Here is a 26,211-nt window from a genome sequence, read left to right as displayed (position 1 = left end):
CGTCACCGGTTTCATTGCGCAATCAATGGGGCGGGCGGTCCCTGGTCGACAGGTCCGTGTACCGGTCAACTACGCAGGAACGCAAGAAGGTCCTGGTTGAGCTGCGCCTTGTGCGTTTCGGTCAAACCGTGCGGCGCCCCCTTGTAAATCTTCAGAATGGCGTGCGGAACCAGTTTCTTCATGGCGCGCCCGCCGACGTCGACCGGCACGACTTGATCGTCGTCCCCGTGCACGATCAGCGTCGGCATGTCGAACTTGCTCAGGTCCGAAGAAAAATCCGTTTCCGAGAATGCCCGCACCGAGTCGTAAGTGTTCTTGAAGCCTCCCATCATTCCCTGGCTCCACCACGAGTCGATCATCCCCTGAGACGCCTTGGCGCCGGGACGGTTGAAGCCATAGAACGGGCCGCTGGCAATCTCCCTGAACAACTGAGACCGGTCAGCCACCATCCCCGAACGGATGGCATCAAAAACCTCTATCGGTACCCCCTGCGGGTTGGCGGGAGTCTTGAGCATCAACGGCGGAACGGCCGAGATCAGGCCGACTTTCGTCACACGCGAGCCACCATGGCGGCCGATATACCGCGTGACTTCGCCCCCTCCGGTCGAAAAGCCGATCGCCGTCACGTTCTTGAGGTTCAGCCTGTCAATGACGGCAGCCAGGTCGTCGGCGTAGTGGTCCATGTCGTTGCCGTCCCACGGCTGGCTTGATCTTCCATGCCCACGCCGGTCATGAGCAATCACCCGGAAGCCGTTCGACGCAAGGAAAAATGCCTGGTTGTCCCAACTATCCGAGCTAAGGGGCCAGCCGTGGCTGAGCGTGACTGCCGGAGCGTCCTTCGGTCCCCAGTCCTTGTAGAAAATTTCCACGCCGTCCCTGGTGATGATCCTGTCCGCCGATTGATTTCTCCCCGCGCCGGAAACCGCAGTGGACTTCGACAAGCGCCCAGTCGTTGCGTCCGCTGCAGCCGGTACAACGGCAGCGACGGTTGCCAGAACACCGCCCAGCATCAGACCTCGACGGCTGGCATCGTCGGGAGACAGGTGAGAATCAGGCTTCATGCAATATGCTCCTGTTGTGAAAGAAATCGTCATGCCGGCCGATCGATCGGCCAGACGAACCCGCCGCGCCGTTGGCGAATTTCAGTTACAAGCACGCGCTCACGAGGAGATTGGAACTCGCGATCATGTTTGCTCGATATGGCGGGAATCGTAGGACGGCCATTAACCCGGCGGTAGCTACGTAGAAGTGCTCACGGTGTTGTTCAAACAGCACCAATCCGCGCGTCGGAACATGCCCTCGCCCGGACCAGGAGATGTGGGGGATTGCGGCGTGAAGATGAACGCGGTCGGCCATCGAGATTTTGACGCCGGAGCAGACGCCTGGCCGAATATCCGCACCTCACGCATTTCGACAGGAATCACTCGACGATTTTGTCTCGCCGGCCAAATTTGAGCGTCTCATTCATGTCGGCCCATGTTCCTTCTCGCGCTATCTGGATCGAGCGAGCTGTTGCGAGACGAAATCGATGAATATTCTCGCGCGGGCGGGCAAACCTTTTCCGAATGCGTGCAGCGCAATGACCGGCACCGCACTCAACTTCACGTCAGGCAGCACCTCTGTCAACCGGCCGGAATCGAGATCAGGCTGTACTGCCGTTCTCAGAATCTGGGCGATACCGAGTCCGTTCAATGCAGCCACTCTCATCGCATCACCATTGTCGGCATCGAATATGCCATCGATGGGGATGCTCGTTCCGTCGGCAAAAACGATCGGTACGACGCGTCCGTCGAGTTTGTAACGCACATGAAGATGCGCAACGAGATCGTCCTTTCCCTTGGGCATGCCATGCTTGTGCAGATAGTTCGGGGAAGCCACGAGCACCAGCGGCAGGCTCATCAGCGTGTGCGCGTAGAGCCTGCTGTCGACGGCGCGCCCGGCTCTGATGGCGATATCGAAGCCCTCACGGATCACATCGACGTGACGATCGCTGATGTTGACTTCGAGTGACAATTCGGGATTGCTGCCCATCAATTCCCGCGTGATCGGCTCCAGCAGGGTCCGCCCCAGATCGACCGGAAGGCTCACGCGCAACTTTCCTACTGCTCTTTCGGGCGTCGTCAGAACGTCGCTCGCATCCTCGAGACCTCGCATGAGCGGCGCAACGCGCTCATAGTATGTTTGCCCTTCGCTCGTCAGGACGAACGCCCGCGTCGACCGCTGAAACAGCGTTACGCCGAGCCGCTTCTCCAGCCTTGCGACGCTCCGCGACACGGCGGACGGCGTCGTTTCAAGCGACCGTGCTGCGGCCGTGAACGAACCTGCCTCGACCGACCTCACGAACGCTGGAAGACCGCTGAATTTCTCGAATGCCATTCGTGACTCTTCGGCAAAATTGATAGTTCCGTTGCATGACTACAGCGCTCGAATTCCCCGGACTATATTGGCGCCATACGCCAGATCGGCGCGAAACAACGGAGATTTCAATGAATCGACTCGCAAACAAGGTTGCCGTCATTACGGGTGGCAACAGTGGAATCGGGTATGCCACGGCAAGGCTGTTCGTCGAGGAAGGCGCAAACGTCGTCATCGTGGGCCGTCGCTCCGAGGCTGTGACCGCGGCCGTGGCTGAACTCGGAAATCGCGCGACGGGACTGACAGGAGATCTCGCCGATCTTCGAACGCACGAGCGCGTGGCAACCCTGGTGGCCGAACGGTTCGGCGGCGTCGACATATACGTCGCGAATGCCGGCGTCAATACGATCGCACCGTCGAGCCAGGTGGGCGTCGAGTCGTATGACGATCATTTCGCCACCAATACCAAAGCCGTGTTCTTCGGTGTGCAAAAGATCGCGCCCCACATGCGCGACGGCGGAGCGATCCTGTTGACGAGTTCGATCGCCAGTTCCAAAGTGTTCGACGGCCATGCCGTTTATGCGGGAACGAAGGCCGCCATCGAAGCATTTGCCCGCAGCTGGGTGCTCGAATTCAATACCCGCGGCATCCGGGTTAACGTAATCAGTCCCGGTCCCACCGACACGCCCATTCTTTCCAAGCTCGGTATCGAATCCGCTGACCGACCGGCATTCGAGGCGGCCGTCGCGGACAGCATCCCGCTCGGTCGTTTCGGCCGCCCGGAAGAACTGGCTCGCGCCGCACTGTTTCTCGTCAGCAGCGAAGGGAGCTTCGTCAACGGCGTGAACCTGTATGTCGACGGCGGGATGTCGCTGCGCTGACCTCTCGCCAGGGCGCTCACTCCGCCGCTCGGTGATACTTCACAACGTAGCGTGCCTGCGCAATCACCTTTCCGTGCATCTGATAGGCAACGAAGGCCGGGCTCGATGTGGCGTTCACGTCGATACTTGGCACGGCGAGCGCCGATGCCGTGACGATGTATCGGTGCGACTCCCCCTGAGGCGGGCAAGGCCCGCCGTATTTCGCCGCCCCGAAGTCGGTCAGCGTTTCGATGGCACCCGCCGGCATCCGCTTCGGATTGCCGGACGCGCCTTTTTCGATCGACGCCTCCGACGCCGGAATATTGACGACGCCCCAATGCGTCCAGCCCAGCCCGCCTGTCGGGGCGTCGGGGTCGTGAATGGTCACGACGACGCTCTTCGTTCCGTGAGGAAGATGGGACCACGAAATGCGTGGCGAGACGTTGTCGCCGTGGCAGCCAAAGCCGCCGTAGACCTGTTCGTTCACGAACCGGCCACGGTTCGGGCCATCGACTTTAACGGAGAACGCGCCCGCGACAGCGATCGTCGGCACGATCGACAAGAGCATTGCAGAGCAGAGGGTCGAGCGCGTAAAGAAGTTGAATCTCAAGGTGTGCTCCGTTGAAAAGGAGGGCGTTTCTGCAGGAGGTGAGAACGATCCGGCCGAGCGGGTCGAGACGAGACGACACTTGCGCTGCCAGGGTGCCGGCGCGCATGCCACCCCGCCCAGATCACCTTGCTCGCTTGTGTGCGTTCGCCCGACGAAGTACGGACTCCTTCCGCATCGGCCGTCGACATTAAAAAATCAATCAGTAGTCCCACAGAACAGGCACAAAACTGAAACCGCTCCCCTTCTTTGCGATATGACCGACGGACGGGAACGCGACATGTGCCGCGGCCAGCAGAGCGCCGGTCTCGGCTGCTTCGTTCAACAGCGAGATACGTACGTCCACAGCGGCTTCAGGATCGTGCTCGAAGCCGTTTTGCCAGTCGGGATTGTCGAAGTTGACTTCGAAAATCGCGTCGCCTACGAACGTCAGCTTCTCGCCGTTCGATGCGACATCCACCACGCAGTGCCCCGGCGTGTGCCCCCCCGTCACGCGCGCCGACACGCCCGCTGCAACTTCCACGGTCTGATCGAACTGCACGATGTTTTCGCCATAGAGTTCCACGAACTTTGAAGCTGCCTTGCGAAGCGCGGGAGGAACCGTTTCCGGCATCACCGTCTTGCTGAAATCCGGATTTTTCCAGAACGCCACTTCTTCGGCCGATACATGAATGCGCACGTCCGGACGCAGCTTGGCCTTGACGCCATCGACGTTCAGCCCGCCGACGTGATCCATGTGCATATGCGTGATCACGATATCGGTGATCGCAGCCAGGTCGATGCCGGCCGATTCCAGTCGCATCACCGACTTCCCTGCACGCGTGAAGTATTCAAATCCGTCGCCGACGCCCGAGTCGATCAGGATCAGGCGTTCGCCGCTTCGCACGAGTGCGATGTTCAGTGCCCAGTCGAACATGTCACGTTGCAGGAAACGGCCGTCGAACCACTCGTTTCGGTCTGCTTCGCTCACGTTGGTGGACATGGTTGAAGTCGGCAGCGGCAGAACGCCGTCGCTGATCAGCACGACGTCGACGTTACCCACGCGCACGGCGTAACGGGAAGGCACGAGTTCTCCCGATCCTTCTTTGCCGAGCCCGGAGGTAACCGGCTGCACATTGCGGGTCGTTTCGCTCATCTTCGATTGTCCTGTTGGTCAAGTGGGTGAGGCGCTCGGCGCGGCGCGATTCACGAGCGCGGCCACGAATTTCGCTCGCCTGGTTTCGCTCGCATTTCAACCGAACGTGAGACGGATTGTAGTCAGGGGGAGGCAAACGCCAGTAGCGTCGGGAACGCACACACCGCGTTGTCCAACCGGCAACAATCGACGTCCGGCAGGCAACACGAGCCGATCCGTCACCCGTCGTGTTTGAGCGTTCGACCGGATCCTTCGACAGGAGGTGGATTTCAGCGCAAATCAGTTCACCGTCGGCGCCGACTTTTTTTTCTCGAAGGGCAACGCCGACGTGCATGTGTCCAACCGCTGGCGCTAGCGCGGTTCAGCCGTCAATTGCCGCAACTGTTCGAGCAGCTTGACGGCGGGACTCGGCAACAAACCGTGCCGACGCCGAAATGCGGTCAACGTGCGCCGCCCGACTACCCCCGGCAATTCGAGCGTATCGAACACCCCCGCCTTGCTCTCCGTCACGTACATCGGTTCGGCCATCCAACTCAGAAAACCGGATCGGGCGACGAGACTCTTCAGCACGGTGATCGATCGGGTTTCGACCACGACGTTCGGCAAGCCGAGCCCGTTTGCGACGAACACCTGCTGCATGTGCTCGAACGGCGCGGTGCCGCGCGGCGGGATCGCCCACTGCTGATCCAGCGTATCGGCCAGCGTGATCCCCGGCTTTGCCCGCAACGGGTGATCGAGCGCCGCGACCACGTAGCTGTTGTCCTCCCAGCGACAGTCCTCGATCGCGACGATCTCCTCGGTGTCGGGCATTACCATGCTGAGTGCGAGATCGATTTCGCGCTGCACCAGCGCCTCGGCAAGACGATCCCAGACGCCCTCGATGACGTGAACGCGCAAATTGGGCCACTTCTGCAACACGCCGCTCACGGCGAGCGGCAGCACGAGGCTCGCGATGCTGCCTACCGCACCGCAGCGAATCGTCCCGCGTGCGAGCCCGCGCATCGCGTCGATCTCTTCACGCGCCTGCTCCGCCTCGCGCTGCAACAGAATCGCGTGCGGCAGCAGCGCCTCTCCCACCGCCGTCAGGTGCATGCCGCGCGTATGGCGCTCGAATAAAGGGGCGCCAACCTCGTCTTCGAGCCGGCGGATCGCGCGGCTCAAGGCCGGCTGGGTGACGTGCAAGGTCTCGGCCGCGCGCCCGAGACTGCCGGCCGAAGCGATCGTGACGAATGCGTGAAGCTGCTGGAGATTGAAAGTCATGCCTGAAGGTAATGCCTTTTTGTGAAATCGGCAATTTCGGATTCTTCCTGATGTTTCGATAATGCGTTCACCAGAACCGTACTGAACGACAGGAGACTTCAATGGAGCTCAGCCTCCCGCCGCTAGGCGCCCCGGCAGTTTCCGCCGCGCGCGCTTGCGCCCGGTCCGGGTGAGAGCGCATGTCGGTCGCCTTCGCGCTGCACGCGCCGAGTGAAGCCTGTCTCGCCGAGGACATCGGCGTCGAAGAAATCCAGGAGACAAACGATGAAGACAGTGTCGATGCTCATCGACGGTGAGGTAGCGTCGCGCGCGCCCGCCGACGACGGCGTCGAGGATGCCGAGGCAGCGGTGGATGCCGCGGCCCGCGCATTCCCGATCTGGTCGGGATTCGGCCCGCTCAAGCGGGGCAGCGGCTTCCGGTGCTTCGGCGGCCGCGCGGGTGTCGCGGAATTCACCGACTTGCGGGGGATTACCCTGCAGACCACTCTCCACCACGATCCGTTCTGAGGAGCACGCCATGCAGATCGCCATTCTGGGTGCCGGTGCGATGGGTTCGTTCTTTGGCGGCCGCCTCGCGCTGGCAGGTCATTCGGTCAGCCTGCTCGATATCGACGACGCTCATCTCGCATCGATTCGCAGCCACGGCCTGCGGCTTTCGACCGATTCCGGCGAGCACATCGTGCGCAATCTCGTCGCACTGAGGCCGGAGGAGGCCGGCGAGCCCGTCGACCTCGTCATCGTCTTCACGAAGACGATGCATACGACCGCCGCACTCGCTGCCGCAAGCGCCGTACTCGGCCCCGACACCGTCATCCTGTCGTTGCAGAACGGCCTGGGGAACGCCGAACGGCTCGCCCGATCCGTCTCGCCCGACCGGGTCATGGTCGGCGTGACCACGTGGCCGGCCGACAAGTCGGAACCTGGCGCCGTCAGCTCGCATGGCCAGGGCACGATCCGGCTGATGAACGCGAACGGCACGCATACGAGCGCGCTCGAACAGACCGTGCACGCGTTGAATGACGCCGGCCTCTCGTGCCATGTCGATCCCGACGTATGGGCCGCGATTTGGGAGAAGGTTGCATTCAACGCCGCCCTCAACAGTCTGTGTGCCGTGACGCAATGCACGGTCGGCGAGTTGACGAATACCCCCGACGGCGAAGCACTGGCGCTGAAGATCGTTTCAGAGGTGATGGCCGTCGCGCGTGCACTCGGCATTTCGGCAAGTGAAGCGCACGTGACGTCGAATGTGCGCGATGCGCTCGCCCATCATCGTACGCATCGGCCATCGATGCTGCAGGACGTGCTGGCCGGCCGGCGTACCGAGATCGAAGCGATCAATGGCGCGGTAGTCGAGGCTGCTCGCAAGGCCGGTGTGGCGGTGCCGTATACGCACAGCCTGGCCAGCCTCGTCAGGCTCGTCGATGAGCGTACACGTCAGTCGGACGGCGCGACGGCTCGACACTGAAGCGCGTGGCGGTTGCCGCCGGGCGCTTCGTCGAAGCGTCCGTCGACACATCCACGCAGCCGGCCGCGGTGCGGAGCGTCACGCAACCTGCCGCGGCCATTTCAAAACACAAGGGCGCGCTGCGCGCACCAGGAGACAAAATGAACCCGTCCATTTCCGCGTCGTCCGACGCGCGAACCCCATCAGGCGATCCCGGCCTGCACGGCGGCGGCTCGCTCGATATCGGGCACACGCTCGATCACGGCCCGTACGCGCTCGTACAGCGAATCGCCGTCGTCCTGGCAGCGCTTTCCATTATCGTGGACGGCTTCGACAGCCAGCTCATCGGCTTCGCGATCCCGGTCCTGATCAAGGAACCGTCAATGCGGTCCAGTCGACGATGTATGCGCTCTGCGCATACGTCTATTCGACCGGCGTGCGGGCAACCGGCACGGCGTCCGCGCTTGCTTTCGGCCGGCTCGGCGCAATCCTCAGCGCATTTGCCGGTGCGGCCGTCATCACCGCGACCGGGGGCACCGGCTACCTGCTGATGCTCGGTTCGGCGATGGTGGTCGTGTTCGTCGCCCTTGCCGTCGTCCGTCAGCATATTCCCGCAGCCGCACATTCGAGCCGCGGTTAGGCATATGCAATTCCGGTGGTCGTCGCGGCGGCGGCGATCACCCGTTCCGCACGAACCGGACACATCGAAAACGGCACGCAGGAAGCCGCCGATTGACGCCGGAATTTTGCGGAACCATATTTGTCGAGATGACTCATGTGGCCGCAGCCGCCTGCCGTGGGAAAATCGAAGAATGGGATCGCCGGACAACCTGAATGCGAATTGCCGTGCCAGCGAATCGCTCGCCCAATGGGAGCAGGCGGCGGCGCAATGCTGCGTTCCGCTTGCCATATCGCACGAGCGGGATGCGCACTTCTCGGGAAGCATACAAAGTGCGACGATCGCCAACGTCTGCATCTCGCGGATTTCTGCCGGAAGGCATGTCGCCGTGCATGATGTCCAGGCGGTCTCCAACACGGACGGAGACTATATTCTTGCCAGTCTTCAGTTGCAGGGAGCGGGCAAGCTGATTCAGGACGGACGCTGCGCGTCGGTCGAACATCACGACCTCGTTTTATTCGATTCGCGCAGACCGTTTCGCTGGGAGCTCGCCGAGCCGTTCGACCAAATCTGCATCCGCTTCCCGATGTCGCTGGTCACGTACCGGATCCCGCTTCGGGACACCTTCGTCGCGCATACGATCTCCGGCACCGAGGGCCTGGGCATGCTCGTGGCGCAGCACCTCATCACGCTGTGCGCCGAACGCGAGCAGCTCGCCCGTTCCCCGAGCGCGCCGCAAATTTCCACGTCGGCCGCGGATCTGGTCGGCGGACTGCTGGCGGAGTGGCTGCAAGTCCGTCCGGGCCCCCGCACCAATCTTCATGCAATGCACTTGCAACAGTTGCGTCAGTTCATCTCGAACAATCTTCGGAATCCCGATCTGAATGCCGAGATGGCCGCAGCAGCACTTGGCGTGTCGGCACGCTATCTTCATCGCCTCGTTCAGCACGATGACACCACCATCGGCCGCATGATTCTCGTCGCACGCCTGGAGCATTGTGCGCAGTGGCTCTCGCTGAAATGCCACGCACATCGCTCGATCGAGCAGATCGCCGGAACCTGGGGATTTGCAAGCGCGGCGCATTTCAGCCGGGCGTTTCGTGCCCATTACATGAAAACGCCGCGCGAATACCGGCTAATCCATCAGTGGACGCCTTCCTGACCGTCGTCGGGTTCGTTCGAGGCCGCATCCCGCACCGGCGATTGCGACCTTCGCAATGCATCGCTTTCGCCGGCATGCTCCACGCACCGCCGCGGCCGCTTGTCGAACCATAGTTTCAGGACGTCGGGGCGCGCGTAGTGCCCGACCGGATCCGCCGCGGCCTTCGCGAGCGAGATGCGCCCGAGATCGATGTCGACGTACAGCAACCCTTCCGTCGTCTCCGGCAGTTTCTCCACGAGCGCTTGCCCGTCCGGCCCGTAGGCCGTGGCATGCCCGCCGCCGGCGCGGATCATCGCATGCTTGTCTTCCGTATCGCACAGCATGTCGACCATGTGCTCGCTGATCACCGCGCACGGCGCGAGCACAAAGCACGAACCCTCGACGGCATATACCCGGCTGACCGCGTTGTTCACCTCATGGCCGAGCGCGGGCGCGAATTCATACATGGAGAAGCTCGGCCAGGCCGCGACGTGCACCTGTTCGTGCTGCGCATACATCGCGTACTTGGTCAGCGGCTGAATGTGCTCCCAGCAACACAGCGCACCGAGGCGGCCGATGGCGAGATCGTGCACGGCCAGGTCGCTGCCGTCGCCGTCGCCGAACACCGTACGCTCGACATGAGTCGGCCGCAGCTTGCGGCGCGTGGCGACAGTCGCGCCGTCCGGGCCGATGATCCACTGCGCGATATAAAGGCTGCCGCCGCAGCGCTCCGACAGGCCCAATACCACCGTCATCTCGTTGCGTGCCGCCGCCTCCCGCAGGGCCGCGGCGTGCGGACTGTCGTACGTCATCGAGTTGTCGAAATAGCGCTGGACGAAACCGGCCCCGAGCGCCCATGCGGGCGGCCCGAGCCACACATGGAACGGATAGCCGGGCAGCCAGGTTTCCGGAAATGCAATCAGTGAGGCGCCGTTGTGCCCGGCTTCGTCGATCAGCGCGATCGTTTTTTCGATTCCCCTGTCGAGATTCAGGAATTCGGGCACGGCCTGCACGACGGCCGCGATGTACTTCGGATGTTCCAGTGTCATTTGAGTACCCGTGATTGAACTGATCACCGCTTCGACTAGAACCGGTGTTGAATGCCGACCGACGCTGCCAGCGTATTGCCGTCCGGGATGCGGGTGAGGTCGCCGTTGGCGGCGACGCCCGTTCCGATGCCGCCGTGATTGTTGACGAGCGCGACCTGTGCATAAAGCGACGTCCTCACCGACAACGAGTACATCGCCCCCGCCGAATACATCAGCGAATGACTGCCGCTCGCCGATCTGTCCTTCGAGTAATACACCCCGCAGTCCAGGAGCAGCGGGGTAGACGGTTTCCACGAGAGCCCGCCGGCGTAAGTCATGTAGTTCGGATTGCCAGGCGCCTCGTTATTGCGCAGACGAATGGCGAGCGCGTAACCCGTCACCGATTCGAACGAATATGACGCACCGAGCGTGGCGCCGTCGACGGCGGTCTGGCCCGTCGCCGTGTCTTTCGCCTGGTAGTACGCCGCGTCGGCGGAGAACGGTCCGGCCGCATAGGTCAGCGACCCGGAGAGCCGGCGCCCCTTGACGCCGCTGCCTGCGATTCCGCCCGGCGCGTACTGGACGCTGCCGGTGAAACCGCCGAATGTCGGCGACGTATACACGAGCGAATTCGAATCGAAAATCCCGTTGATACCGACCTTTCCCAGATATTCCGTGAACGCGCTCGCGAAATTGGACATGGCGCGCGGGTCGCGACCGCCGATCGCCAGAAAGAACGGCGAAAATTGCAGGCCTGCCTTGATGTCGCCGAAACCGCCGGTTGCCTGGACGTATGCATGGCGGCCGAAAATACCGCCGTTCGAATTGCCGAATTGCCCTGTGGTCGTCGAGAACCCGTTCTCGAGCGCGAACCCGATCTTTGTCCCGCCGCCGATATCTTCCTGTCCTTTCAGACCCCAGATCGACGGCGCCCACCCGCCATCGAGTGCGCCTTTCAAAGCGCCGGCGTTGCCGGAGGACTTGGTCTGGTAGACGAGGCCGGTATCGACGATGCCGTACAACGTGACATTCGATTGCCCAAGTGCGTGTGTCGATACGCCGCCAAGGGTTGCCATTGCCAGCAACGTGGCTGACGGTCGATGAAGCAGTTTCATTTGACGATCTCCGATGGAATTTAGTTTTTTTGAGCGCTCAGGCTTTCACGCGTCGTGGCGCGGCCTCGCTTTCCCGGTGCCGTTTCCCGCAGCAGAAAGGCGAGCAGAAAGCCGGCACCGAGCGCGGCGGAGGCAAACAGGATCGTCAATTGAAGGCCCATATGCTGGGCAATGAAGCCGGCAATCGCCGGGGCGACACCGCCGCCGAAGATCTCGCCGGCGCCGACGACGGCGCCCACTGCGGACGAGGTTAGCGACGAAGGCACGGCCTCGGCCGCAACAGGCCCCGCCATCAGCGAAATCGCGCCGCAGCAGAAGAAGGCGATCGCAAACAGGAGTACGAACAACACCGCCGGAATCGTCGGTGCATAAGCGAAGGCGAGCAGCGACGCACAGCCGGCGAGAAAGGTGATCTTCGCGGCATTCCTGCGCCCGATGGAATCGGATATGCCGCACACGAAGATCTGGCCGGCAAATCCGCCAAATCCGAGGCCCGACATCACGAAACCCATCTGCGCCGTCGACATGTGACGGAAGTCGGTCAGATACACGGGGGTGATGGCCGCGAGAACGAACAGTCCGGCCATTGCGCAGAAAATGGCGCCCATGCCGACGCGCACGTTGCCGTACCGAAGCACCGAACCCCAACTCTCCCGATGCGGCGCGCGATCGGGCGACGCCGTCGACGCGATGTGAACCGGCTCACGGATCGTTCGGTACATCAGGAATGCGAGCAGCAACCCGGGTGCGGCGACGATGGCGAACACGATACGCCACGACGGCACGACCGACAGCAGTTGCGTGGCGATGATCGGCCCGAGGCCGAGCCCGAACAGTACGAAGCACCCCTGAATGATTCCCAGGTTCAGGCCGCGTCGCACGGGAGGCGACGCGTCGTCCCCTGCCGCGAAGCTGGCGGGACAGTACGCGCCTTCCGTGACGCCCATCAGTACACGCGTCAGCATGAGCACGCCGACACCGCCGACGAGGCCGGTGGACCCGGACAGCAGCGAAAACAGGATGATCGCGGGGATCAGGATCTTGCGTCTGCCGACCGTGTCGGACAGCCGTCCCATCAGGATTGCGGACGCGCCCCACGCAAGGCCCAGCACGGCCGTGACGTTCCCGAGATCCTGATAGGTGAGGCCCAGGTCCCGCATCATTTGCGGAAACAGCGGTGTAATGAGCCAGCGGTCGAGACCGACCAGCCCGAAGCCAAGCGCGAGCAACGCAATCGCCCGCCGTTCATATGTCGAATTTGATCTGATGTTTGTATTCATGGTGCAACCCCCTTGCGTCTCCCGCAGTCAGTCATCAGCACGTACGTCAACCCGTTGACCCGTTCCGGCACGTGTCGCGTGTCGGTGTGGCGTCAGGGCAATCGTCCGGCGCGGAAATTTTCAGAAGTTGACTGGGAGCGAACTGCTTCTTGACGTGCAGCGCCTCGCACCAGACGGTTATCGACGACGACACAGGCAGGCGCTGCGGGACTGGATCCGATGGCGGGGAGAGCGGAGTCGAGTCGGGGGCGTGAGCGGCGTGCGGTTCCGAGAATCTCGACCCGAGAGAAAAAACTTCATCGAGAACCTGCATGTAGGTTCGCAAAAAAGGTGGTCTCTGCCATCCAAATGAATCAATGGCTTGAGCACCTTTTCTGAGAATTTCCTCCCGAAGAAGTGGCAGAAAAGGTGACCTTTTCCTACAAAATTCGCAGAAAAGATGGCCTCCGAAGGAAGAGCACCCATAAATCGTTTAAAAATCAAAGGCTTGCTTGTAGGTTGAATCTCGCAAATGCTATGCCGTCTACGGACGACTCCGCTCAAGCCGCTACCGCTTCTCGACGCGGGGCGGCAGGTCGATCTTCTCCAGATATTCGCGTACGCGTTCCTCGACATCTTTCTTCGACAAGTCCGGCACGTTGCAGCGGCGCGTCCATCTCGATCTCGACCACATTAAAGTGCGCCTTCAGATTGAAGTGCTGGAACACCATCGCGAGCTTCGGGCGATTCCGCAGCGGTTATTTAGGGTCCGCAACTTCGAGCACTCCCGCGCGATTGGTCTTCGTGCGCACCGCCTCTGTCGACGATGATCGGCCTGGAATTCCGCCGCTCGAGGAAATTGATGCAGCGCAGGAATGTGTTCTTGGCTAAGGCCGAAGCGCCGATGATGCCGATCACGTCAGGCTTTCTTCATTTTCGGCTACGCTCGGTCGAGCTCTGCCCTCCATTCCACGCGTCGAAACTCAGGCACGCAACTACTTGTCCGAGGCTATAGTACGTAACCAAGCTGCTTCGGTCCGACTCAACATTACGAGATCCACGATCGGAATCCGCCTGACAAGCAGAGACCTCTGTTGAACCAATCGGATGACGGTTTTGCAGCGATCGTAGGAATATCTTTCGCATGACTCGATTCCTTGTTAAGGCCACTACTGAGGGCGCACCATACTCGGCGTCGAAGCGCAGTGGTGGCGGTAATTTACAAAGCGTGAAGCATCATGATCTGTCCAAGTCGAATGACGGATCGCTCGATGCCAATCACAACGACATCGGAACGACGACGACTCAGGCGACGTCGACGATCTACACATCTTCTGTGGCAATACCCAACGCCCCTTGCTTGGCCAAGGCTTCTGCCAATAGCCTCCTTAGTCGATCGTTCTCGGCCTCAAGGTCCTTCAACCTTTGCGATTCGACGCCGTCCTTGACACCGAATTTCGCCCGCCAGGAGTAGAAGGAGGTATCGCTGAAACCGTACGTCCTACACAGATACTGGACCGCCTCGCCAGCCTCGGCCTCTCTCAAGAAGCCGATGATTTGCTCGTCCGTAAAGCGCTTCCTCATCCTCATATCTTCCTCGATAGTGACCTTCGCTCGTGCAGGGTTGCCTCACGCTCCAGAGAACACGTCAGGTTGTCACATGGCCCCTCTAACTCGAGGCAGCATGCGACGACATTCCTCTTCGTCGATTGGAGTACGATTCGATACCAAGAAAGAGGATCGCCTGGACAACTACTGAGACCGGTGTCGCCCACTGGTACAAGGACGGGAAGAGCGACGCGTTACCGATGCACACTCCAAAGAGGGTTGCGATCAGGCATGAGCTCAACCCCGTCCATCGCCAGTTTTTGATCACATGAGGCATCGCATCGGACACGTCGCGGGATCGCCCAACACAGAACTGATCGACGAGAAGCAACGTGACGAAGCAAGCCATGGACATACCGATATAGTTCAGGGCACTCGCTAGCAAGCGCGTACCATCTGAAATCAGCACAGTGGCCGCAGCCGCGCAGAAAACAACGATGACGACTCTTCTGCTGACGGAAACGCCAAATAGATGCTCGACTGCGTTGACGAAGGCAACGGTGCCTGAGTAGATGTTTCCGAGATTGATTCTGAGCTGAGTCGTACAGGCGAAAATGATCCCCCCTGCACCCAGCAACGAAACGAAATAGACGCCAGGATTGCTTTCCCGCATCTTGACAGCGAACCAGATCCCCAATATCCCGGTGATCCCATAACAGAACGCGGGAAACAACGCTCCGACAAACACAGTCCCTGCTCGGAGTTCTTGTTTGCGCACAAATCTTGCATAGTCGGCCGTCACGAGACCAATGATGAAGGCGAGACCGTTAACAATGCCCAATACTTCAAGCAGGCTCGTGAAGGGGTCCGCCGCAAGCTGAATCTCCGGGAGCGATGCTCCTGCAACTGGAACACCAAGCGCATTTCTTATCGCCCACACGACGAACCCAACAAACAGCACTAGGCTTATCGTCTGGAATCTTGCAAGGACCTTCATTCCCGACCACACAAGCGGCAACATGACGAAGACCAAGCAGACATATATCAACGCATGAGGAACCTCAGGAAAGAGAGCCTGCAGCGAAGCCCCCATGATGCTGGCTTCTGCAACGAAGTAAGTGAGGCAGGCCACTCCGTAAGCCAGGCTGAACAATCCCGCTCCACGATACCCGAGCACGGTTCTGGCCCAGATATTGATGCCAAATCCTGTCTCGATGGATCGGCGAACAAGCAGCACACCGACAAATGTCGAAACGCAGTATCCGTAAGCCAGTCCGATCAGCGCTGCTACTACGCCAAACCTCACGGTAATGATCGACGCAATCTGAGCAAAGAAAAGCGCGGTCGCGATACCTAACGTAGCGAAGAATATGCCCCTCCAACTGGTCCTTGCATCTTCAGGAACCGGACTGGAGGCGTAATCCTCATCGGAGTGAGTTGATGCCGGCATACAGAAATCCCAATACGCTCGTGTAAGAAAAAGGAGCAACGCGGCGCCGCGGACCTCACGAAGGAATCGTCCTCGTATCGGTCCGCGGCGCCTCATGTAGATCGCTTCAGAACTTGTGCCGCAGGCCGACGGCTACAACTTCTTGAGTGCTTTTGCCCGCCGCAATTCCGTACGAACCGATGGAAGCCTCGGCAGCACCTTGCCCATTCTGCCCGCTCGCGTGCTGATACCCTGCGAGCGCATAGACGTCGGTGCGCTTGCTCAAGCTGTAGTCGGCCCCGATATTCACCTGGTGGTACTTGGCAGACGAATCTCCCAGTGCGCGCGTGTAGTTGTAGCCAGCGATTAACAGGAACGCAGGAGTCACCTGATACTGGGCGAAGACCGAACCGTTGTGATACTTTTCCGACCCCGTAAACGTCGATGCGGAGTCTGCCGAATACTGAGCATAGCCATACGCTGCGCCCACCGTGAACGGACCCGCGACGTAATTGGCGCCGATCCGCGCGATATTGATCGACCGGGCTGACGCATAAGCCGCGTTTACCGGCGAATTAAAAAGCGAGTCGGACGAGGATGTGCCGCGATTGCCTAACGTTGCATTGCCGTTGTCGATGTGGAGAACGCCGCCACCGACGCTGAACGACGTGCTTTGATAGCCAACTGCTGCGCTCCACGTCTGCCCCGACCCCGTGGATCCAGCGACGCCGCCAAGCGCATACATGACCTCGGCCGAAACACCCCCCCACGATGGACTCACCCATTTCACGGCGTTGTTGAACCGAGCACTCGAGTCGTAGTTGTCGACGTCACCCGGCGTAGCGAACCAGCCGCTGTAAACGTCGGCAGTCAACTGCTGTTCGAGGTCCGTCAGGGGGTCGTACTGACGACCAAGCGTCAGGGTGCCGTACGGGCTCGAAATGCCCACGAACGCTTGTCGGCTGAACAACTTGCCCGGTGTTGCAAGCGCACCGTTCGTGCCATCAAAGCCGCTCTCGACCGTAAAGATGGCCGAGAGCCCACCGCCCAGATCCTCCGTTCCCTTCAATCCCCACAGAGACGCTGACAGATTGCTGGGCAACATTCTCACTTGCGAGCTCTGCCCGCCGCTGTTGTGTACGTACCCGACACCCGTGTCGACGATCCCGTAAAGCGTTACGGAACTTTGAGCCTTTGCTTGCGAGAACGCTACGATGCTCAGCGCGGCCACTGCGATGACTTTCTTTTTCATATCCCCCCCAATATCAGAAGTTAATTTCACTAGGAATACTGATTAATTTAATTGAATTCTTTAGTCGGTGCTGGCCGTTTTCAAGATCAACAATCTCTCACCGGTGGAGCGCAGCTCCCACGACGCACTGACTTCGATCGGCAGCATGCGGCGCGAACCCCGTACCCGTTCGAACCGGGTGACGGATATCTTCAGACGCCGGCAAGGTCGTCAAAGCCGGCGCCCGCATATCCGCTCCTACTAGCCGAAGAAACTCTCGAGTTCCTTTGCAAGCGCCTCGGGCGCCTCCTCCGGGATGTAGTGCCCGGAAGCGACCATCGTTCCGCGTACGTCCGCAGCGACCTCCTGCAGTTGCGGGACCAGATCAGGCATTGATCCCTGATCGGCACGCACGGCGAGAACCGGCATCGTGAGCTTACCCTTCGCGCTCAATTCGCGATTCTGGTCGGCAGACACTGAGATAGCACGGTAGTAAGCGAGACCGCCTTTCAGGCCATTCGTCAGAAAGACGCGGTGGTATTCCTCGAAGTCCGCTTGGGAAAACACCTGCGGATTTGCCGCCTTCCTTTGCAAATACCACTCGAGGTAGATGTGCTCGCGTCCGGCAAGAAGTGCTTCCGGAAGATCGGGGATGTTGTGGAATGCGACATGCCACGTCCGCCACGCAACGTCGGAAGCCCACGGCAGCGTATCCGGAAGACTGATGCCCGGAATACCCGTGTCGAGAATCGCGAGGCCGGTGACCTTGTTGCCGTTCATCGCTGCATAGGGATAGCCGACCCATCCGCCGATGTCGTGCACGACCAGTGCATGGCGATCGACACCGAGCTTTTCAACCAAGCCACGAAGAAGCCTGGCCGCCTTGACCGTATCAAGCGTACCCGCGGGACGATCCGAGTCACCTTGCCCGGGAAGATCCGGAGCAATAACACGGTACCGATGCCCAAGCAGAGGCAAAACCTTGCGCCACGCATACCAGCTTTGGGGGAAACCGCAAATCAGAACCAGCACGTCGCCGTCCGGCTTGCCTCCGCTCACATAATGCATCCGCACGCCATCAACCGTTTGAAAGCCTCGCTCGAAGCCTTCAATGCCGGTTTCCGGCCATTCACGATTCGAAAACATTCACAAGCTCCTATTGTTCCACCGAGATGTGCAGGCGCGGACGCAGGTGCCTGCACCGCGCACGCGTGTAGCCAAACGCACGCTCAGAACGGATCCCGTGCAGCTGCAAGCCAGCCCCCATCCATTACGTACTCGCTGCCGTGCACGAAGTCGGCATCGTCGCCACCCAGATACGCGGCGAGCTTGGCAATTTCTTCCGGCTGGCACCACCGGCGCGCCGGAAATTTCTGAAGCGCCGCCTCCATATCGGGCGAATTCGCCGTCGTATGTTCCGACATCGCCAGCGGAGTCGCGGTCGCGCCCGGGCAAATCGTATTGACGCGGATACCGCGCGCGCCGTATTCGAAGGTGAGTTGTCGAGTCAAACCAATCACGCCATGCTTGGATGCCGTGTAGGCAGTCCCGCCGCCTGCAGCGCTGAAGCCCGAGGTGGACGATGTGTTCACGATCACCCCTTTGCCTTGCTTCAGCATCTGCGGAATGACCGCTCGGGCCATCAGGAACGGTCCCGTGAGGTTAACTGCGATGACGCGATCCCACTCTTCGATGCTCACCTCGTGAGCCGTCGCGTGTCCATCCAGAATGCCGGCGTTGTTGCACAGAAGATCGATGTGCCCCCAGCGCTCGATCACCGCATTGACAGCGGTCTCGACGCTACGCGGATCGCTGACGTCTACTTGATGTGCGTACGCCATCGACGGATTCGCCAACGCTTCAACGGTGGCAACGGCGCCCTTGAGATTGATATCGAGTGCGGCTACGTTCGCCCCTCTCGAGACGAACTCGCGAACCATTGCCCGCCCCATGCCAGAGCCGGCACCGGTTACGACAACCACACGCCCGGAATAATCATTCACTGAAACGTCTCCTTGACTTCACTTTGACCAGCACGTGCGCTGCTCATTGAGCCGGCGAATCGTGCGCTTTGCGTTTCCAGGATTCGTGTCGTTGCATCGTCTTGCGCCAATTAGACGAGGTCCAATTGTGATTCTCGATGTATGCAGATCACGAATTTCTATCAACTCGGCAAGCCAGAGCGGACGCGGTGTCCGCAATCAATCGTCGCTCGGCAAGCATCCATCACTCACCGTAATTTAATTCGTTGTGCGAATTTATATTCGAACATCGATCGTACCGTGCGCAACGTGCACCGTCTTCAAGGTTGAAGATTCTGGTCGATGAAGTGAACGGTCAGTCCACGCAACAGGCGATGGCCAATGCGAGCGTTCCGACCTCTCGGATGATGTCCGCCGGCCTTGAAACCATTGTATGTATGGCCAAGACGCCGTTCGTCCATCCAAAGGATGAGAAAAATTTCCATTGACGCAGCCGGCGGCGAATATGAATGCACCGCCCCGGTGCGCTCAGGCTACTTCGTTGTTGGAGTGCCCAAGTCCGCGGAGAACGCCGCAAGCTGCGTACGGCTCTCGATTCCCAGCTTGCCCAAGATGCGAATGACATGCGACTTGACGGTGGCAAGCTCGATGCCCAGCGTCTCCGCGATGTCCTTGTTTGAAAGGCCTGCGGTCATGAGGGACGCAACGACAAGTTCCCGCTCCGTCAGGAAATACTCGTTTCGCAGCACATGGTCGGCCTGGACCTTCTTGACGGAGGCAAGCATCGAGAAGCTGTGCTGCATGTAGTCGTACATCTGTCCGAAGGGTTCCGGGGTCGAGAACGGGCTGTCGCCCTGCTTCTTGATGACGGAGAGACACGCCAATGGTGTATCCCCTGCCCAGAACAGGAACCCGACTTCGTCCACGAGACCATACTTTCTCTGGTAATCCGACCAGCTAGAGTGCTGGTCGTCGCGCTTTGCACCTTTGAGGGTCACGACGGTCGCACGCTGTTTGATCAGACGATAGACGTTCAGCGGATCGGCTGAGGCGAATACCGTGTAATAGTCCTTGATGGTTTCTTCCGGCCATCCCATCTGGGTGTGCGGCAATAGCTGGTCGTGCGAATCGAGCCATGTAAACACGGCTGCTGAACAATTGAGCATCGACCGTGCGAAGTTAACGGTTTGAAGGGCGAACTCCTGGGATTCCCTGAATTTGCTGACTTCGACTAACATCGCCAATTCTCTTTGCCGGAAGGGATGAGTACGCACACCAATCGCGCGAAATCCGCGGCCTGACGAGTACTCAGCACCAAGCGGGCGGCCGCACGAGCATGAAGCATGAAATTCGCACCAGACTAACATCTGATACCTAATGTGACAGCCTACCGCAACATGCCGCCGGTTCATACTAGGGGAAGTCATATACAGGCCGGCGACCATATCCGGGAAGCCAACCGGAACACGCCACTGCCCGAACGACCGTAAGCGGGATGACCGTCATGCAGGCCGGATCAGGGTTGCCGGCCTTCCGCTGCAGTATGCGGCGCATACGTCCTTAGCTGCGTCGGCTGCCGCGACGACGGCCGGGGACGCATTCACCGACATGCACAACGACACGTCGATCGACGGTGGCTGCGGTTCCAGCGCGAGCTCGGCGAAGCGTCCGTTCTCCAGTTCGTCACGCACGAAAAGATGCGGGACTGCCCCGACACCATATCCATCACGCACCAATTGCACGATCGCGGCGACAGAAGAGGCACAGGTTATACGTATCGCGTCGTCCGGGATGCCGGCACGACTCGCGAGTGTTCGGACGATGCGTTCCACCGCCAGGTGCGACGTCGTGCCTCTTCCGAAAGTAAGTATCGGCCGCGCCAAGGCAAGGCGAATCGGGTCCACGTCCGAGTCGGAAAGCAGTTCCCGGCTGACAATCCATCGAACTGGATAGCTTGCAATCCGGCTCGACGTGATCTTGTTGCTATCGACGATCTCTGCGCACGCGACCATGTCGAGTTCTCCGTGCAGGATTTTCTTGTTCAATGCCGGACTCGAATCGACGGTAAGCTCGATCACCAGCCCAGGTAGACGCTCCCTCAACTGCGTCACATACAGGGAGAGCCAGCTATGGACGATCGTGTCGACGACACCGAAACGTATGGGCCCGCGCAACGCGAGTTCGAGGCCGGCTGCCTGCTTGAGCGCACGGGTCGCGTCCACCACGTTCCTCGCCAGCGCCAACAAGCTCTGCCCCGATAGGGTGAGACGAAAATCCGCCGCCGTCCGATCGACGAGCTCGGTCCTCAATTCGTCCTCGAGCGCCTTAATGCGTGTCGATATCGTCGCAGGCGAAGTATGAAGAAGACGCGCCGTAGCCCGGAAGCTGCCTTGTTGCGCGAGCGTCACGAACGTCTCCAGGAAGCGCGTATTCATTGCCCTGCCCTGAAGGAATCCAAGGTCCGCTCCGGCTTCCGGCATGGAACACCTGCCGGCTCGAGTCGACACGACGACAGCGCAGCTGCATTGAACACGCAGACGTTCGTCACTGCCTGTCAGGAAAATGTTGACAGTCGTGAGCGGAATTTCTCGTTGGCGCAAGATCATTTCCGATCCTATTATTCATTCGCATTCCTTCTTTTATGGCGTAGAACGCGGAAACCACTCGGCAACCGTGAATCCCGAAACAACGGATCTATCTGGACCCTCTCCCCATGACGTCACGGAAAGTTCTCGGCACCGCTCTTCACAATGCTGGCCCGGCAACCCGGGCGAGCCATCGAACGCTATCCGCCACCGACCCGCGAACAACCTCGCCGTACACGGCCCTTCTGCGAGAGCCCATGGCTTCGATCGCGGCGAACGTTCCCGATCGCCCCGATCTCCGGTCCGTATCGATCCTCGGCTACAACTGAATCGCTTGCCGCGCGTCGCGATCCGCGGCAGGAATGCGAGGCTCGCCGGGCGAGCCTCGGGCGGTGCATCGCGCGGGTTCTTCTGATTCGACACCTACAGCAGCAGGCGTTTTTCCGTTCTCGGCACGGCGCGCACATCGTCCAGCGTCAGGTTCCGACGGCTGAACCGCGTCAGTTCGACGGGTACCACCGTTCCCGTGCGCGCAGATGCCTCAATCGCCAACAAGGTCTTCAAATCGGCCAGGCCCTCCTCGACACTCGCCGCAGGTTTACTGCCTCTCTGTATGCATTCGGAGAATTGCTGGATCATCCCGCCGAAGTGGTCGCAGTGCCGGAAATGCATCGTCTCCGAAGCGTCCTTCGTGTTCAGTACCATCCGCGTCGGCGTCTCGAACCTGAAACCAGGCTCCATGGTCAGGTCCCCTTCGGTCCCCAGCACTCTGTACATATCGATCGAAGCCGTGCCAAAACTGCAATAGAACTGTGCGATTCGATCGCGGGGGAAGCGCAGGGTGACCGCAATGGCGTCGTCGATGTCTGAGAAGCGGGGATCTCCGGACCGGCGCGTCGTGATCGCCGACGCATCGACGGGTTCGTCAGAAAAGACATGCCGCGCCGCGTTGACGCAGTAAATCCCGATGTCTTGAAGCGGGCCGCCCCAGTTCTTGCTGTCCAGCCGGTGATTGCCCGTCGCGGACTGAAAGCCGAACACCCCGCTGAAGTACTTCGGATCGCCGATGCGGCCTTCCCGGATCGCTTCCAGCGCCGCGATCGTCCCGGCCTCGTGATGCAAGCGGTAACAGGTGCTCAACAGAACGCCAGCTCGGGCGGCGGCCGCAATCATCGCCTCGGCATCCGCGATGCTGGTCGCCATCGGCTTCTCGACCAACACATGCTTGCCTGCCCGCGCAGCGCGAATCGCGTAGTCGGCGTGAAGCGGGTTGGGCACAGCGATATAGACGGCATCGACGACGTCGCTGTTCAGCATCCGCTCGTAGTCGTCGTACCCGACGATCGTGTCGACACCGTAGAATCGCGCGAGCTTGCACGCCCCGTCAGGATTTCCGGAGACCAACGCACCGATCGTCGAATTTCCGGTCTGGGCAACGGCCGGCATGAACGCTTCTTGCGATATCCATCCCGCACCTACAACAGCGTATCTGATCATGTTTGCCCCTCTGCGTGGCTCAGGAACCGTAGACCACCGGCACGACGCTCCGCTCGCGCAGAGACCGACGCGCCGCATCCAGAACGACTGCCGCGTCATGGGCGTCGTCGAGCGTGGACAACGGCGTCGTGCCTTTCGCGACGCACTCGTTCACGAAGAAGCTTTCGACCTGAAGAAAGCTGTCCCAGTAGGTCGCGTCATCCCAGAACGGAAGTCTCGCGTCGCCGAACTTCGTTACATCCCAAGGGATCACACCGCTTCCGTCGGAGCCGATGATCTTGAAATAGACGGACCAGGGATCCCGACTGCGATCGTCGGCTGAAAAACTTCCCCATAGATTCGCAATCGTTCCGTTCGGGTATTCCGCGGTGATCATCAGTTGATCGTCGGCATCAGGATCATCGAAGTGCACATTGGAGCCGGTCGCGAATACCGAGGACGGACGGCCGACGAAGTACAGCATGCAGTACGCGTGATGCACCATCAGCTCGCGCATCGTCAGATCGGGCGCGCCGATCGAAGCGTCATGCCGCTTGTTGTAGATCGCCCAGAAATTGACGATCCGTCCCAGTTTCCCGGAAGCGACATGCGCATGCAGTCGGCGCATGCTCTCCGCATAGACGTAATTGTGGGACGGCATACAGATTCTCGATTGCGAACGTGCAATCTCCGCAAGCTCGCGAATCTGCGTCGCCTGCTCGCACAATGGCTTCTCGAGCAATACGTGTTTGCCTGCCAGCAGCGCACGCCTGGCCATGTTGAAGTGTGACGCGGTATTCGTGCACACGACAACCGCGTCGACCGCTTTGTCGCCCAACAGTTCGTCAACGGTTTCGTATGCGCGCCCGCCGAACCTGTCGACGAATGCCAGCGCCTTCCTGTAAGTCCGACTCCAACCGCCGCAAAACAACTGCGGATCCATTTCGGCGAGAGCCGCCACGTGCAGCTCTGCTACGTTGCCGAGGCCGACGATTCCGATCTTCATGGGAGCACCCGATATGTGTAATGTGGCGACCGGCAGGTTTTCGCCTGCCAGCCGCGTCGATCAACCGGCGATGTCCACCGGCTGCCCGCGCTGCCACGAAAGCGTGGCAGCGTCGGCGATCAACTGGGCCTTCAGGCCGTCGCCAGCATCTGGTCTCGGCAGTTTTCCAGCCGATACGGTGTCGACGAAGTAGCGCATTTCGGCAAGATAGGCGGCGCCGAAGCGCTCGAGAAAGAACGGTTGTGCGACCGGCATAGCGAATCCGGATTCCGTGGCTCGCTCCACCTGAGACTCATGCACATTCTTGACGCGCAGCATGCCGCGCGATCCATGCACCTCGATACGCTGGTCATAGCCGTAGGTCGAGCGACGCGAGTTCGAGATCTGGCAGATCCGCCCCGACTTCGTCGTCAGGATCACCGCCGCCGTATCCACGTCGTCTACCTCCGCAATGGACGGCTCGACCAGTACCGACCCGGTAGCGAACACACGCACCGGGTCTTCGCGCAACAGGAATCGCGCAAGATCGAAATCGTGAATCATCATGTCGCGAAAGAGGCCACCGGACGTCTTCAGATACGACAATGGCGGTGGCGCCGGATCGCGAGAGGTGATCGTGACGGTCTCGACATCCCCGATTTCACCGTCGTGTACGCGGCGCGCCAACTCGCCAAAGTGCGGATCGAATCGCTGGTTGAACGCCGTCATGAATGGCACCCCCACGTTCTCGACGGCTTCCATGCACGCTCTTACCCGGGCCGACGACAGATCGATGGGCTTCTCGCAAAAGATGGCCTTTCGTGCAACCACTGCCGCATGAACGAGATCGAAATGCGTCGATGACGATGTCGCAATCACAACCGCATCGATGTCTTTCCCTTCGAGAATTTCCGTTGCATCGCGTGCCTCAACCCCAAACCTGTCGGCGCAGGCGCCCGCGGCACGCTCGTCGACGTCGGCAACCGCAACCAGCGTCGCCGATGGAATCTGCTTGATACCCAGTGCATGAACCTGACCAATGCGCCCACATCCGAGAATGCCGATTCTGATCATTTTTCCTCCCGAGTCGCACAAACTTTTCCATTTCCGTGTATCGACACGACTACGCGTAAATCGTCGGCCGGTGGCGCTCAGACGCGAACGTTACTGACGTCCCGCGGCCCATCGCCGCGACGATCTGCTCCGCGACGGACGTCGTGACATAGCCGTCCCAGGCATTTGCGCCGCCGCTTGCCGTACCGGTGTCGATCGATCGGATCCACTCGTTGAGTTGCTTCACATAGGCCGACCTGAATCGGTCGATCCAGTTGCCTGCATAGGCCGTCATACCGTAGCCGCCGGCGTTCCTGCCGACATATCCGGGTGGAGCGGTCTCGATCGTTCCGGTTCGCCCAACAACCTGCACGTGCACGTGATAGCCATACTGGCAATTCATGAACACCTCCGACGACACGATCAAGTCGCCGGCCATCTCCATCACGACGACCAACGGATCACCGCTTCCGCCGCTGTAGACACGTGCGCCGACAGGCTCGGAATCGAGCAGCCAGCGGGTTGCATCGATTTCGTGAACGAACGCATTGGTGATCGACATCGGGCCGTTGAACCAGTCCGGCGCGACGGGATTGCGGTGGACGTTGTGTACGACAACCGGTGCACCAATCTCCCCAGCACCAATGGCACGCTTCATCTCGATGTACGGTTGATCGAAACGACGCATGTAACCGACCTGGACCAACCTCCGGCCCTTCGCGATTTCCGCGTCGACGACCTTGAGCGCCTCAGCTGCCGTACCGGCCAGCGGCTTCTCGCACAGGACCGGCTTGTCGGCCTCGATGCACTGCAGTACGAGATCGCCGTGCAGCGGGTCCGGTGCTGCAACGAGAACGGCATCACCATGCTCGGAGCGGATCAGCGCTCGCGGGTCCGTATAAACTCGCGCGCCGCCCGCCACGGTGCGCGCACGCTCTTCGTCCGCATCGCAGACTGCGACCAGCTCCGCACCCGACGTCTCTTCGCGCAAAATGCGCGCGTGCTCCGATCCCATTACGCCGACGCCGATCACCCCAATTGCCAGGGACATCTCCTGCCTCCGATCTGTTGACGCGCCATCGTTCGAATGCGGTCGGCC

General features: G+C 60.4%; 23 protein-coding genes and 4 pseudogenes. 6 read left to right on the top strand and 21 right to left on the bottom strand.

Going from position 1 to position 26,211, the window contains the following annotated elements; genetic code table 11:
• Positions 1 to 65: 65 nt before the first annotated feature.
• Both U4Z31_RS26520 and U4Z31_RS26515 read right to left on the bottom strand, forming a co-directional pair.
• Positions 66 to 1,061 carry an alpha/beta hydrolase gene (locus tag U4Z31_RS26520; protein WP_321811840.1) on the bottom strand — a complete coding sequence of 332 codons (996 nt, stop codon included), beginning with the start codon at positions 1,059 to 1,061 and terminating at the stop codon, positions 66 to 68.
• Positions 1,062 to 1,491: 430 nt separating this feature from the next.
• Complete coding sequence (locus U4Z31_RS26515; protein WP_321803684.1) at positions 1,492 to 2,376, bottom strand: LysR family transcriptional regulator; 885 nt, start codon at positions 2,374 to 2,376, stop codon at positions 1,492 to 1,494.
• Positions 2,377 to 2,486: 110 nt separating this feature from the next.
• On the opposite strand from U4Z31_RS26515, the gene U4Z31_RS26510 reads away from it, so the two are divergent.
• A complete protein-coding gene (locus tag U4Z31_RS26510) occupies positions 2,487 to 3,236 on the top strand; it encodes an SDR family NAD(P)-dependent oxidoreductase (protein WP_321811839.1) in 750 nt (249 codons plus the stop codon).
• Positions 3,237 to 3,252: 16 nt separating this feature from the next.
• Here U4Z31_RS26510 and U4Z31_RS26505 read toward each other — a convergent pair whose 3' ends face one another.
• From U4Z31_RS26505 to U4Z31_RS26495, 3 genes are all read right to left on the bottom strand, one after another.
• Positions 3,253 to 3,783, bottom strand: a complete 531-nt coding sequence (locus tag U4Z31_RS26505) for a YbhB/YbcL family Raf kinase inhibitor-like protein (protein ID WP_321811861.1) — start codon at positions 3,781 to 3,783, stop codon at positions 3,253 to 3,255.
• Positions 3,784 to 4,024: 241 nt separating this feature from the next.
• Entirely contained in the window at positions 4,025 to 4,957 is a 933-nt protein-coding gene (locus tag U4Z31_RS26500; protein WP_321803680.1) for an MBL fold metallo-hydrolase, read from the bottom strand.
• Between the two features lie 351 nt (positions 4,958 to 5,308).
• Positions 5,309 to 6,217 (bottom strand): LysR family transcriptional regulator, encoded by a 909-nt coding sequence (locus tag U4Z31_RS26495; RefSeq protein WP_124489030.1) that lies wholly within the window; start codon positions 6,215 to 6,217, stop codon positions 5,309 to 5,311.
• Positions 6,218 to 6,604: 387 nt separating this feature from the next.
• Here U4Z31_RS26495 and U4Z31_RS37205 point away from each other — a divergent pair.
• The 3 genes and pseudogenes from U4Z31_RS37205 to U4Z31_RS26480 form a co-directional block, all read left to right on the top strand.
• Positions 6,605 to 6,724, top strand: a pseudogene (locus U4Z31_RS37205) (salicylaldehyde dehydrogenase); the annotation flags it as partial.
• Positions 6,725 to 6,734: 10 nt separating this feature from the next.
• Positions 6,735 to 7,682, top strand: coding sequence for a 2-dehydropantoate 2-reductase (locus tag U4Z31_RS26485; protein WP_321811860.1), 948 nt, complete (start codon positions 6,735 to 6,737; stop codon positions 7,680 to 7,682).
• 358 nt (positions 7,683 to 8,040) lie between these two features.
• Positions 8,041 to 8,301 (top strand): annotated as a pseudogene (locus U4Z31_RS26480) (MFS transporter); the annotation flags it as partial.
• On the opposite strand, the gene U4Z31_RS26475 reads toward U4Z31_RS26480, so the two are convergent.
• Entirely contained in the window at positions 8,298 to 8,438 is a 141-nt protein-coding gene (locus U4Z31_RS26475; RefSeq protein ID WP_321811837.1) for a hypothetical protein, read from the bottom strand. The pseudogene U4Z31_RS26480 and the gene U4Z31_RS26475 overlap by 4 nt on opposite strands.
• A gap of 35 nt (positions 8,439 to 8,473) precedes the next feature.
• Here U4Z31_RS26475 and U4Z31_RS26470 point away from each other — a divergent pair, with 35 nt between their 5' ends.
• Positions 8,474 to 9,442: a helix-turn-helix domain-containing protein gene (locus U4Z31_RS26470; protein ID WP_321811836.1), complete on the top strand. Its 969-nt coding sequence runs from the start codon at positions 8,474 to 8,476 to the stop codon at positions 9,440 to 9,442.
• Here the strand turns inward: U4Z31_RS26470 and U4Z31_RS26465 are convergent.
• The 9 genes and pseudogenes from U4Z31_RS26465 to U4Z31_RS26425 form a co-directional block, all read right to left on the bottom strand.
• Positions 9,424 to 10,470: a carbon-nitrogen hydrolase family protein gene (locus U4Z31_RS26465; RefSeq protein ID WP_321811835.1), complete on the bottom strand. Its 1,047-nt coding sequence runs from the start codon at positions 10,468 to 10,470 to the stop codon at positions 9,424 to 9,426. The two genes, U4Z31_RS26470 and U4Z31_RS26465, sit on opposite strands and share 19 nt — an antisense overlap.
• Positions 10,471 to 10,505: 35 nt before the next feature.
• Positions 10,506 to 11,564: a porin gene (locus U4Z31_RS26460; RefSeq protein ID WP_321811834.1), complete on the bottom strand. Its 1,059-nt coding sequence runs from the start codon at positions 11,562 to 11,564 to the stop codon at positions 10,506 to 10,508.
• A gap of 20 nt (positions 11,565 to 11,584) precedes the next feature.
• Positions 11,585 to 12,844 (bottom strand): MFS transporter, encoded by a 1,260-nt coding sequence (locus U4Z31_RS26455; protein WP_321811833.1) that lies wholly within the window; start codon positions 12,842 to 12,844, stop codon positions 11,585 to 11,587.
• A 550-nt stretch (positions 12,845 to 13,394) separates the two neighbouring features.
• Positions 13,395 to 13,744 (bottom strand): annotated as a pseudogene (locus U4Z31_RS26450) (histidine/lysine/arginine/ornithine ABC transporter ATP-binding protein); the annotation flags it as partial.
• 444 nt (positions 13,745 to 14,188) lie between these two features.
• Positions 14,189 to 14,407 (bottom strand): annotated as a pseudogene (locus U4Z31_RS26445) (transposase); the annotation flags it as partial.
• An 85-nt stretch (positions 14,408 to 14,492) separates the two neighbouring features.
• Positions 14,493 to 15,821: a hypothetical protein gene (locus U4Z31_RS26440; protein WP_321811832.1), complete on the bottom strand. Its 1,329-nt coding sequence runs from the start codon at positions 15,819 to 15,821 to the stop codon at positions 14,493 to 14,495.
• 106 nt (positions 15,822 to 15,927) lie between these two features.
• Positions 15,928 to 17,052, bottom strand: a complete 1,125-nt coding sequence (locus U4Z31_RS26435; protein ID WP_321811831.1) for a porin — start codon at positions 17,050 to 17,052, stop codon at positions 15,928 to 15,930.
• A gap of 240 nt (positions 17,053 to 17,292) precedes the next feature.
• A complete protein-coding gene (locus tag U4Z31_RS26430) occupies positions 17,293 to 18,177 on the bottom strand; it encodes an alpha/beta fold hydrolase (RefSeq protein WP_321811830.1) in 885 nt (294 codons plus the stop codon).
• An 83-nt stretch (positions 18,178 to 18,260) separates the two neighbouring features.
• Entirely contained in the window at positions 18,261 to 19,034 is a 774-nt protein-coding gene (locus U4Z31_RS26425) for an SDR family oxidoreductase (RefSeq protein ID WP_321811829.1), read from the bottom strand.
• A 305-nt stretch (positions 19,035 to 19,339) separates the two neighbouring features.
• Here U4Z31_RS26425 and U4Z31_RS26420 point away from each other — a divergent pair, with 305 nt between their 5' ends.
• A complete protein-coding gene (locus U4Z31_RS26420) occupies positions 19,340 to 19,501 on the top strand; it encodes a hypothetical protein (RefSeq protein ID WP_321811828.1) in 162 nt (53 codons plus the stop codon).
• Positions 19,502 to 19,546: 45 nt separating this feature from the next.
• On the opposite strand, the gene U4Z31_RS26415 is transcribed toward U4Z31_RS26420, so the two are convergent.
• From U4Z31_RS26415 to U4Z31_RS26390, 6 genes are all read right to left on the bottom strand, one after another.
• Positions 19,547 to 20,251 (bottom strand): response regulator transcription factor, encoded by a 705-nt coding sequence (locus U4Z31_RS26415; protein WP_321811827.1) that lies wholly within the window; start codon positions 20,249 to 20,251, stop codon positions 19,547 to 19,549.
• 264 nt (positions 20,252 to 20,515) lie between these two features.
• Positions 20,516 to 21,448 (bottom strand): LysR family transcriptional regulator, encoded by a 933-nt coding sequence (locus tag U4Z31_RS26410; RefSeq protein WP_321811826.1) that lies wholly within the window; start codon positions 21,446 to 21,448, stop codon positions 20,516 to 20,518.
• A gap of 573 nt (positions 21,449 to 22,021) precedes the next feature.
• A complete protein-coding gene (locus tag U4Z31_RS26405; RefSeq protein ID WP_321811825.1) occupies positions 22,022 to 23,095 on the bottom strand; it encodes a Gfo/Idh/MocA family oxidoreductase in 1,074 nt (357 codons plus the stop codon).
• A 19-nt stretch (positions 23,096 to 23,114) separates the two neighbouring features.
• Positions 23,115 to 24,080 carry a Gfo/Idh/MocA family oxidoreductase gene (locus U4Z31_RS26400; protein WP_321811824.1) on the bottom strand — a complete coding sequence of 322 codons (966 nt, stop codon included), beginning with the start codon at positions 24,078 to 24,080 and terminating at the stop codon, positions 23,115 to 23,117.
• Positions 24,081 to 24,140: 60 nt separating this feature from the next.
• Positions 24,141 to 25,133, bottom strand: coding sequence for an inositol 2-dehydrogenase (gene iolG, locus U4Z31_RS26395; protein WP_321811823.1), 993 nt, complete (start codon positions 25,131 to 25,133; stop codon positions 24,141 to 24,143).
• Positions 25,134 to 25,182: 49 nt separating this feature from the next.
• The gene (locus U4Z31_RS26390; RefSeq protein WP_321811822.1) at positions 25,183 to 26,163 is read right to left on the bottom strand and encodes a Gfo/Idh/MocA family oxidoreductase; all 981 of its coding nucleotides are present in this window, start codon (positions 26,161 to 26,163) and stop codon (positions 25,183 to 25,185) included.
• Positions 26,164 to 26,211 lie beyond the last annotated feature (48 nt).

This window comes from Burkholderia sp. BCC1985 (assembly GCF_905339915.1).
GTDB lineage: Bacteria > Pseudomonadota > Gammaproteobacteria > Burkholderiales > Burkholderiaceae > Burkholderia.
The sequence above is the reverse complement of the archived record's forward strand: the minus strand, read 5'-3'. Positions and strand labels throughout refer to the sequence as shown.

Coding starts and splice junctions, on each gene's coding strand:
- U4Z31_RS26495 (WP_124489030.1), bottom strand. CDS start 6,217: ATGACTTTCAATCTCCAGCAGCTTCACGCATTCGTCACGATCGCTTCG.
- U4Z31_RS26430 (WP_321811830.1), bottom strand. CDS start 18,177: ATGTTTTCGAATCGTGAATGGCCGGAAACCGGCATTGAAGGCTTCGAG.
- U4Z31_RS26390 (WP_321811822.1), bottom strand. CDS start 26,163: ATGTCCCTGGCAATTGGGGTGATCGGCGTCGGCGTAATGGGATCGGAG.
- U4Z31_RS26485 (WP_321811860.1), top strand. CDS start 6,735: ATGCAGATCGCCATTCTGGGTGCCGGTGCGATGGGTTCGTTCTTTGGC.
- U4Z31_RS26410 (WP_321811826.1), bottom strand. CDS start 21,448: ATGAATACGCGCTTCCTGGAGACGTTCGTGACGCTCGCGCAACAAGGC.
- U4Z31_RS26515 (WP_321803684.1), bottom strand. CDS start 2,376: ATGGCATTCGAGAAATTCAGCGGTCTTCCAGCGTTCGTGAGGTCGGTC.
- U4Z31_RS26470 (WP_321811836.1), top strand. CDS start 8,474: ATGGGATCGCCGGACAACCTGAATGCGAATTGCCGTGCCAGCGAATCG.
- U4Z31_RS26520 (WP_321811840.1), bottom strand. CDS start 1,061: ATGAAGCCTGATTCTCACCTGTCTCCCGACGATGCCAGCCGTCGAGGT.
- U4Z31_RS26510 (WP_321811839.1), top strand. CDS start 2,487: ATGAATCGACTCGCAAACAAGGTTGCCGTCATTACGGGTGGCAACAGT.
- U4Z31_RS26465 (WP_321811835.1), bottom strand. CDS start 10,470: ATGACACTGGAACATCCGAAGTACATCGCGGCCGTCGTGCAGGCCGTG.
- U4Z31_RS26400 (WP_321811824.1), bottom strand. CDS start 24,080: ATGAAGATCGGAATCGTCGGCCTCGGCAACGTAGCAGAGCTGCACGTG.
- U4Z31_RS26455 (WP_321811833.1), bottom strand. CDS start 12,844: ATGAATACAAACATCAGATCAAATTCGACATATGAACGGCGGGCGATT.
- U4Z31_RS26500 (WP_321803680.1), bottom strand. CDS start 4,957: ATGAGCGAAACGACCCGCAATGTGCAGCCGGTTACCTCCGGGCTCGGC.
- U4Z31_RS26435 (WP_321811831.1), bottom strand. CDS start 17,052: ATGAAAAAGAAAGTCATCGCAGTGGCCGCGCTGAGCATCGTAGCGTTC.
- iolG (WP_321811823.1), bottom strand. CDS start 25,133: ATGATCAGAATCGGCATTCTCGGATGTGGGCGCATTGGTCAGGTTCAT.
- U4Z31_RS26440 (WP_321811832.1), bottom strand. CDS start 15,821: ATGCCGGCATCAACTCACTCCGATGAGGATTACGCCTCCAGTCCGGTT.
- U4Z31_RS26405 (WP_321811825.1), bottom strand. CDS start 23,095: ATGATCAGATACGCTGTTGTAGGTGCGGGATGGATATCGCAAGAAGCG.
- U4Z31_RS26460 (WP_321811834.1), bottom strand. CDS start 11,564: ATGAAACTGCTTCATCGACCGTCAGCCACGTTGCTGGCAATGGCAACC.
- U4Z31_RS26505 (WP_321811861.1), bottom strand. CDS start 3,783: ATGCTCTTGTCGATCGTGCCGACGATCGCTGTCGCGGGCGCGTTCTCC.
- U4Z31_RS26475 (WP_321811837.1), bottom strand. CDS start 8,438: ATGAGTCATCTCGACAAATATGGTTCCGCAAAATTCCGGCGTCAATCG.
- U4Z31_RS26415 (WP_321811827.1), bottom strand. CDS start 20,251: ATGTTAGTCGAAGTCAGCAAATTCAGGGAATCCCAGGAGTTCGCCCTT.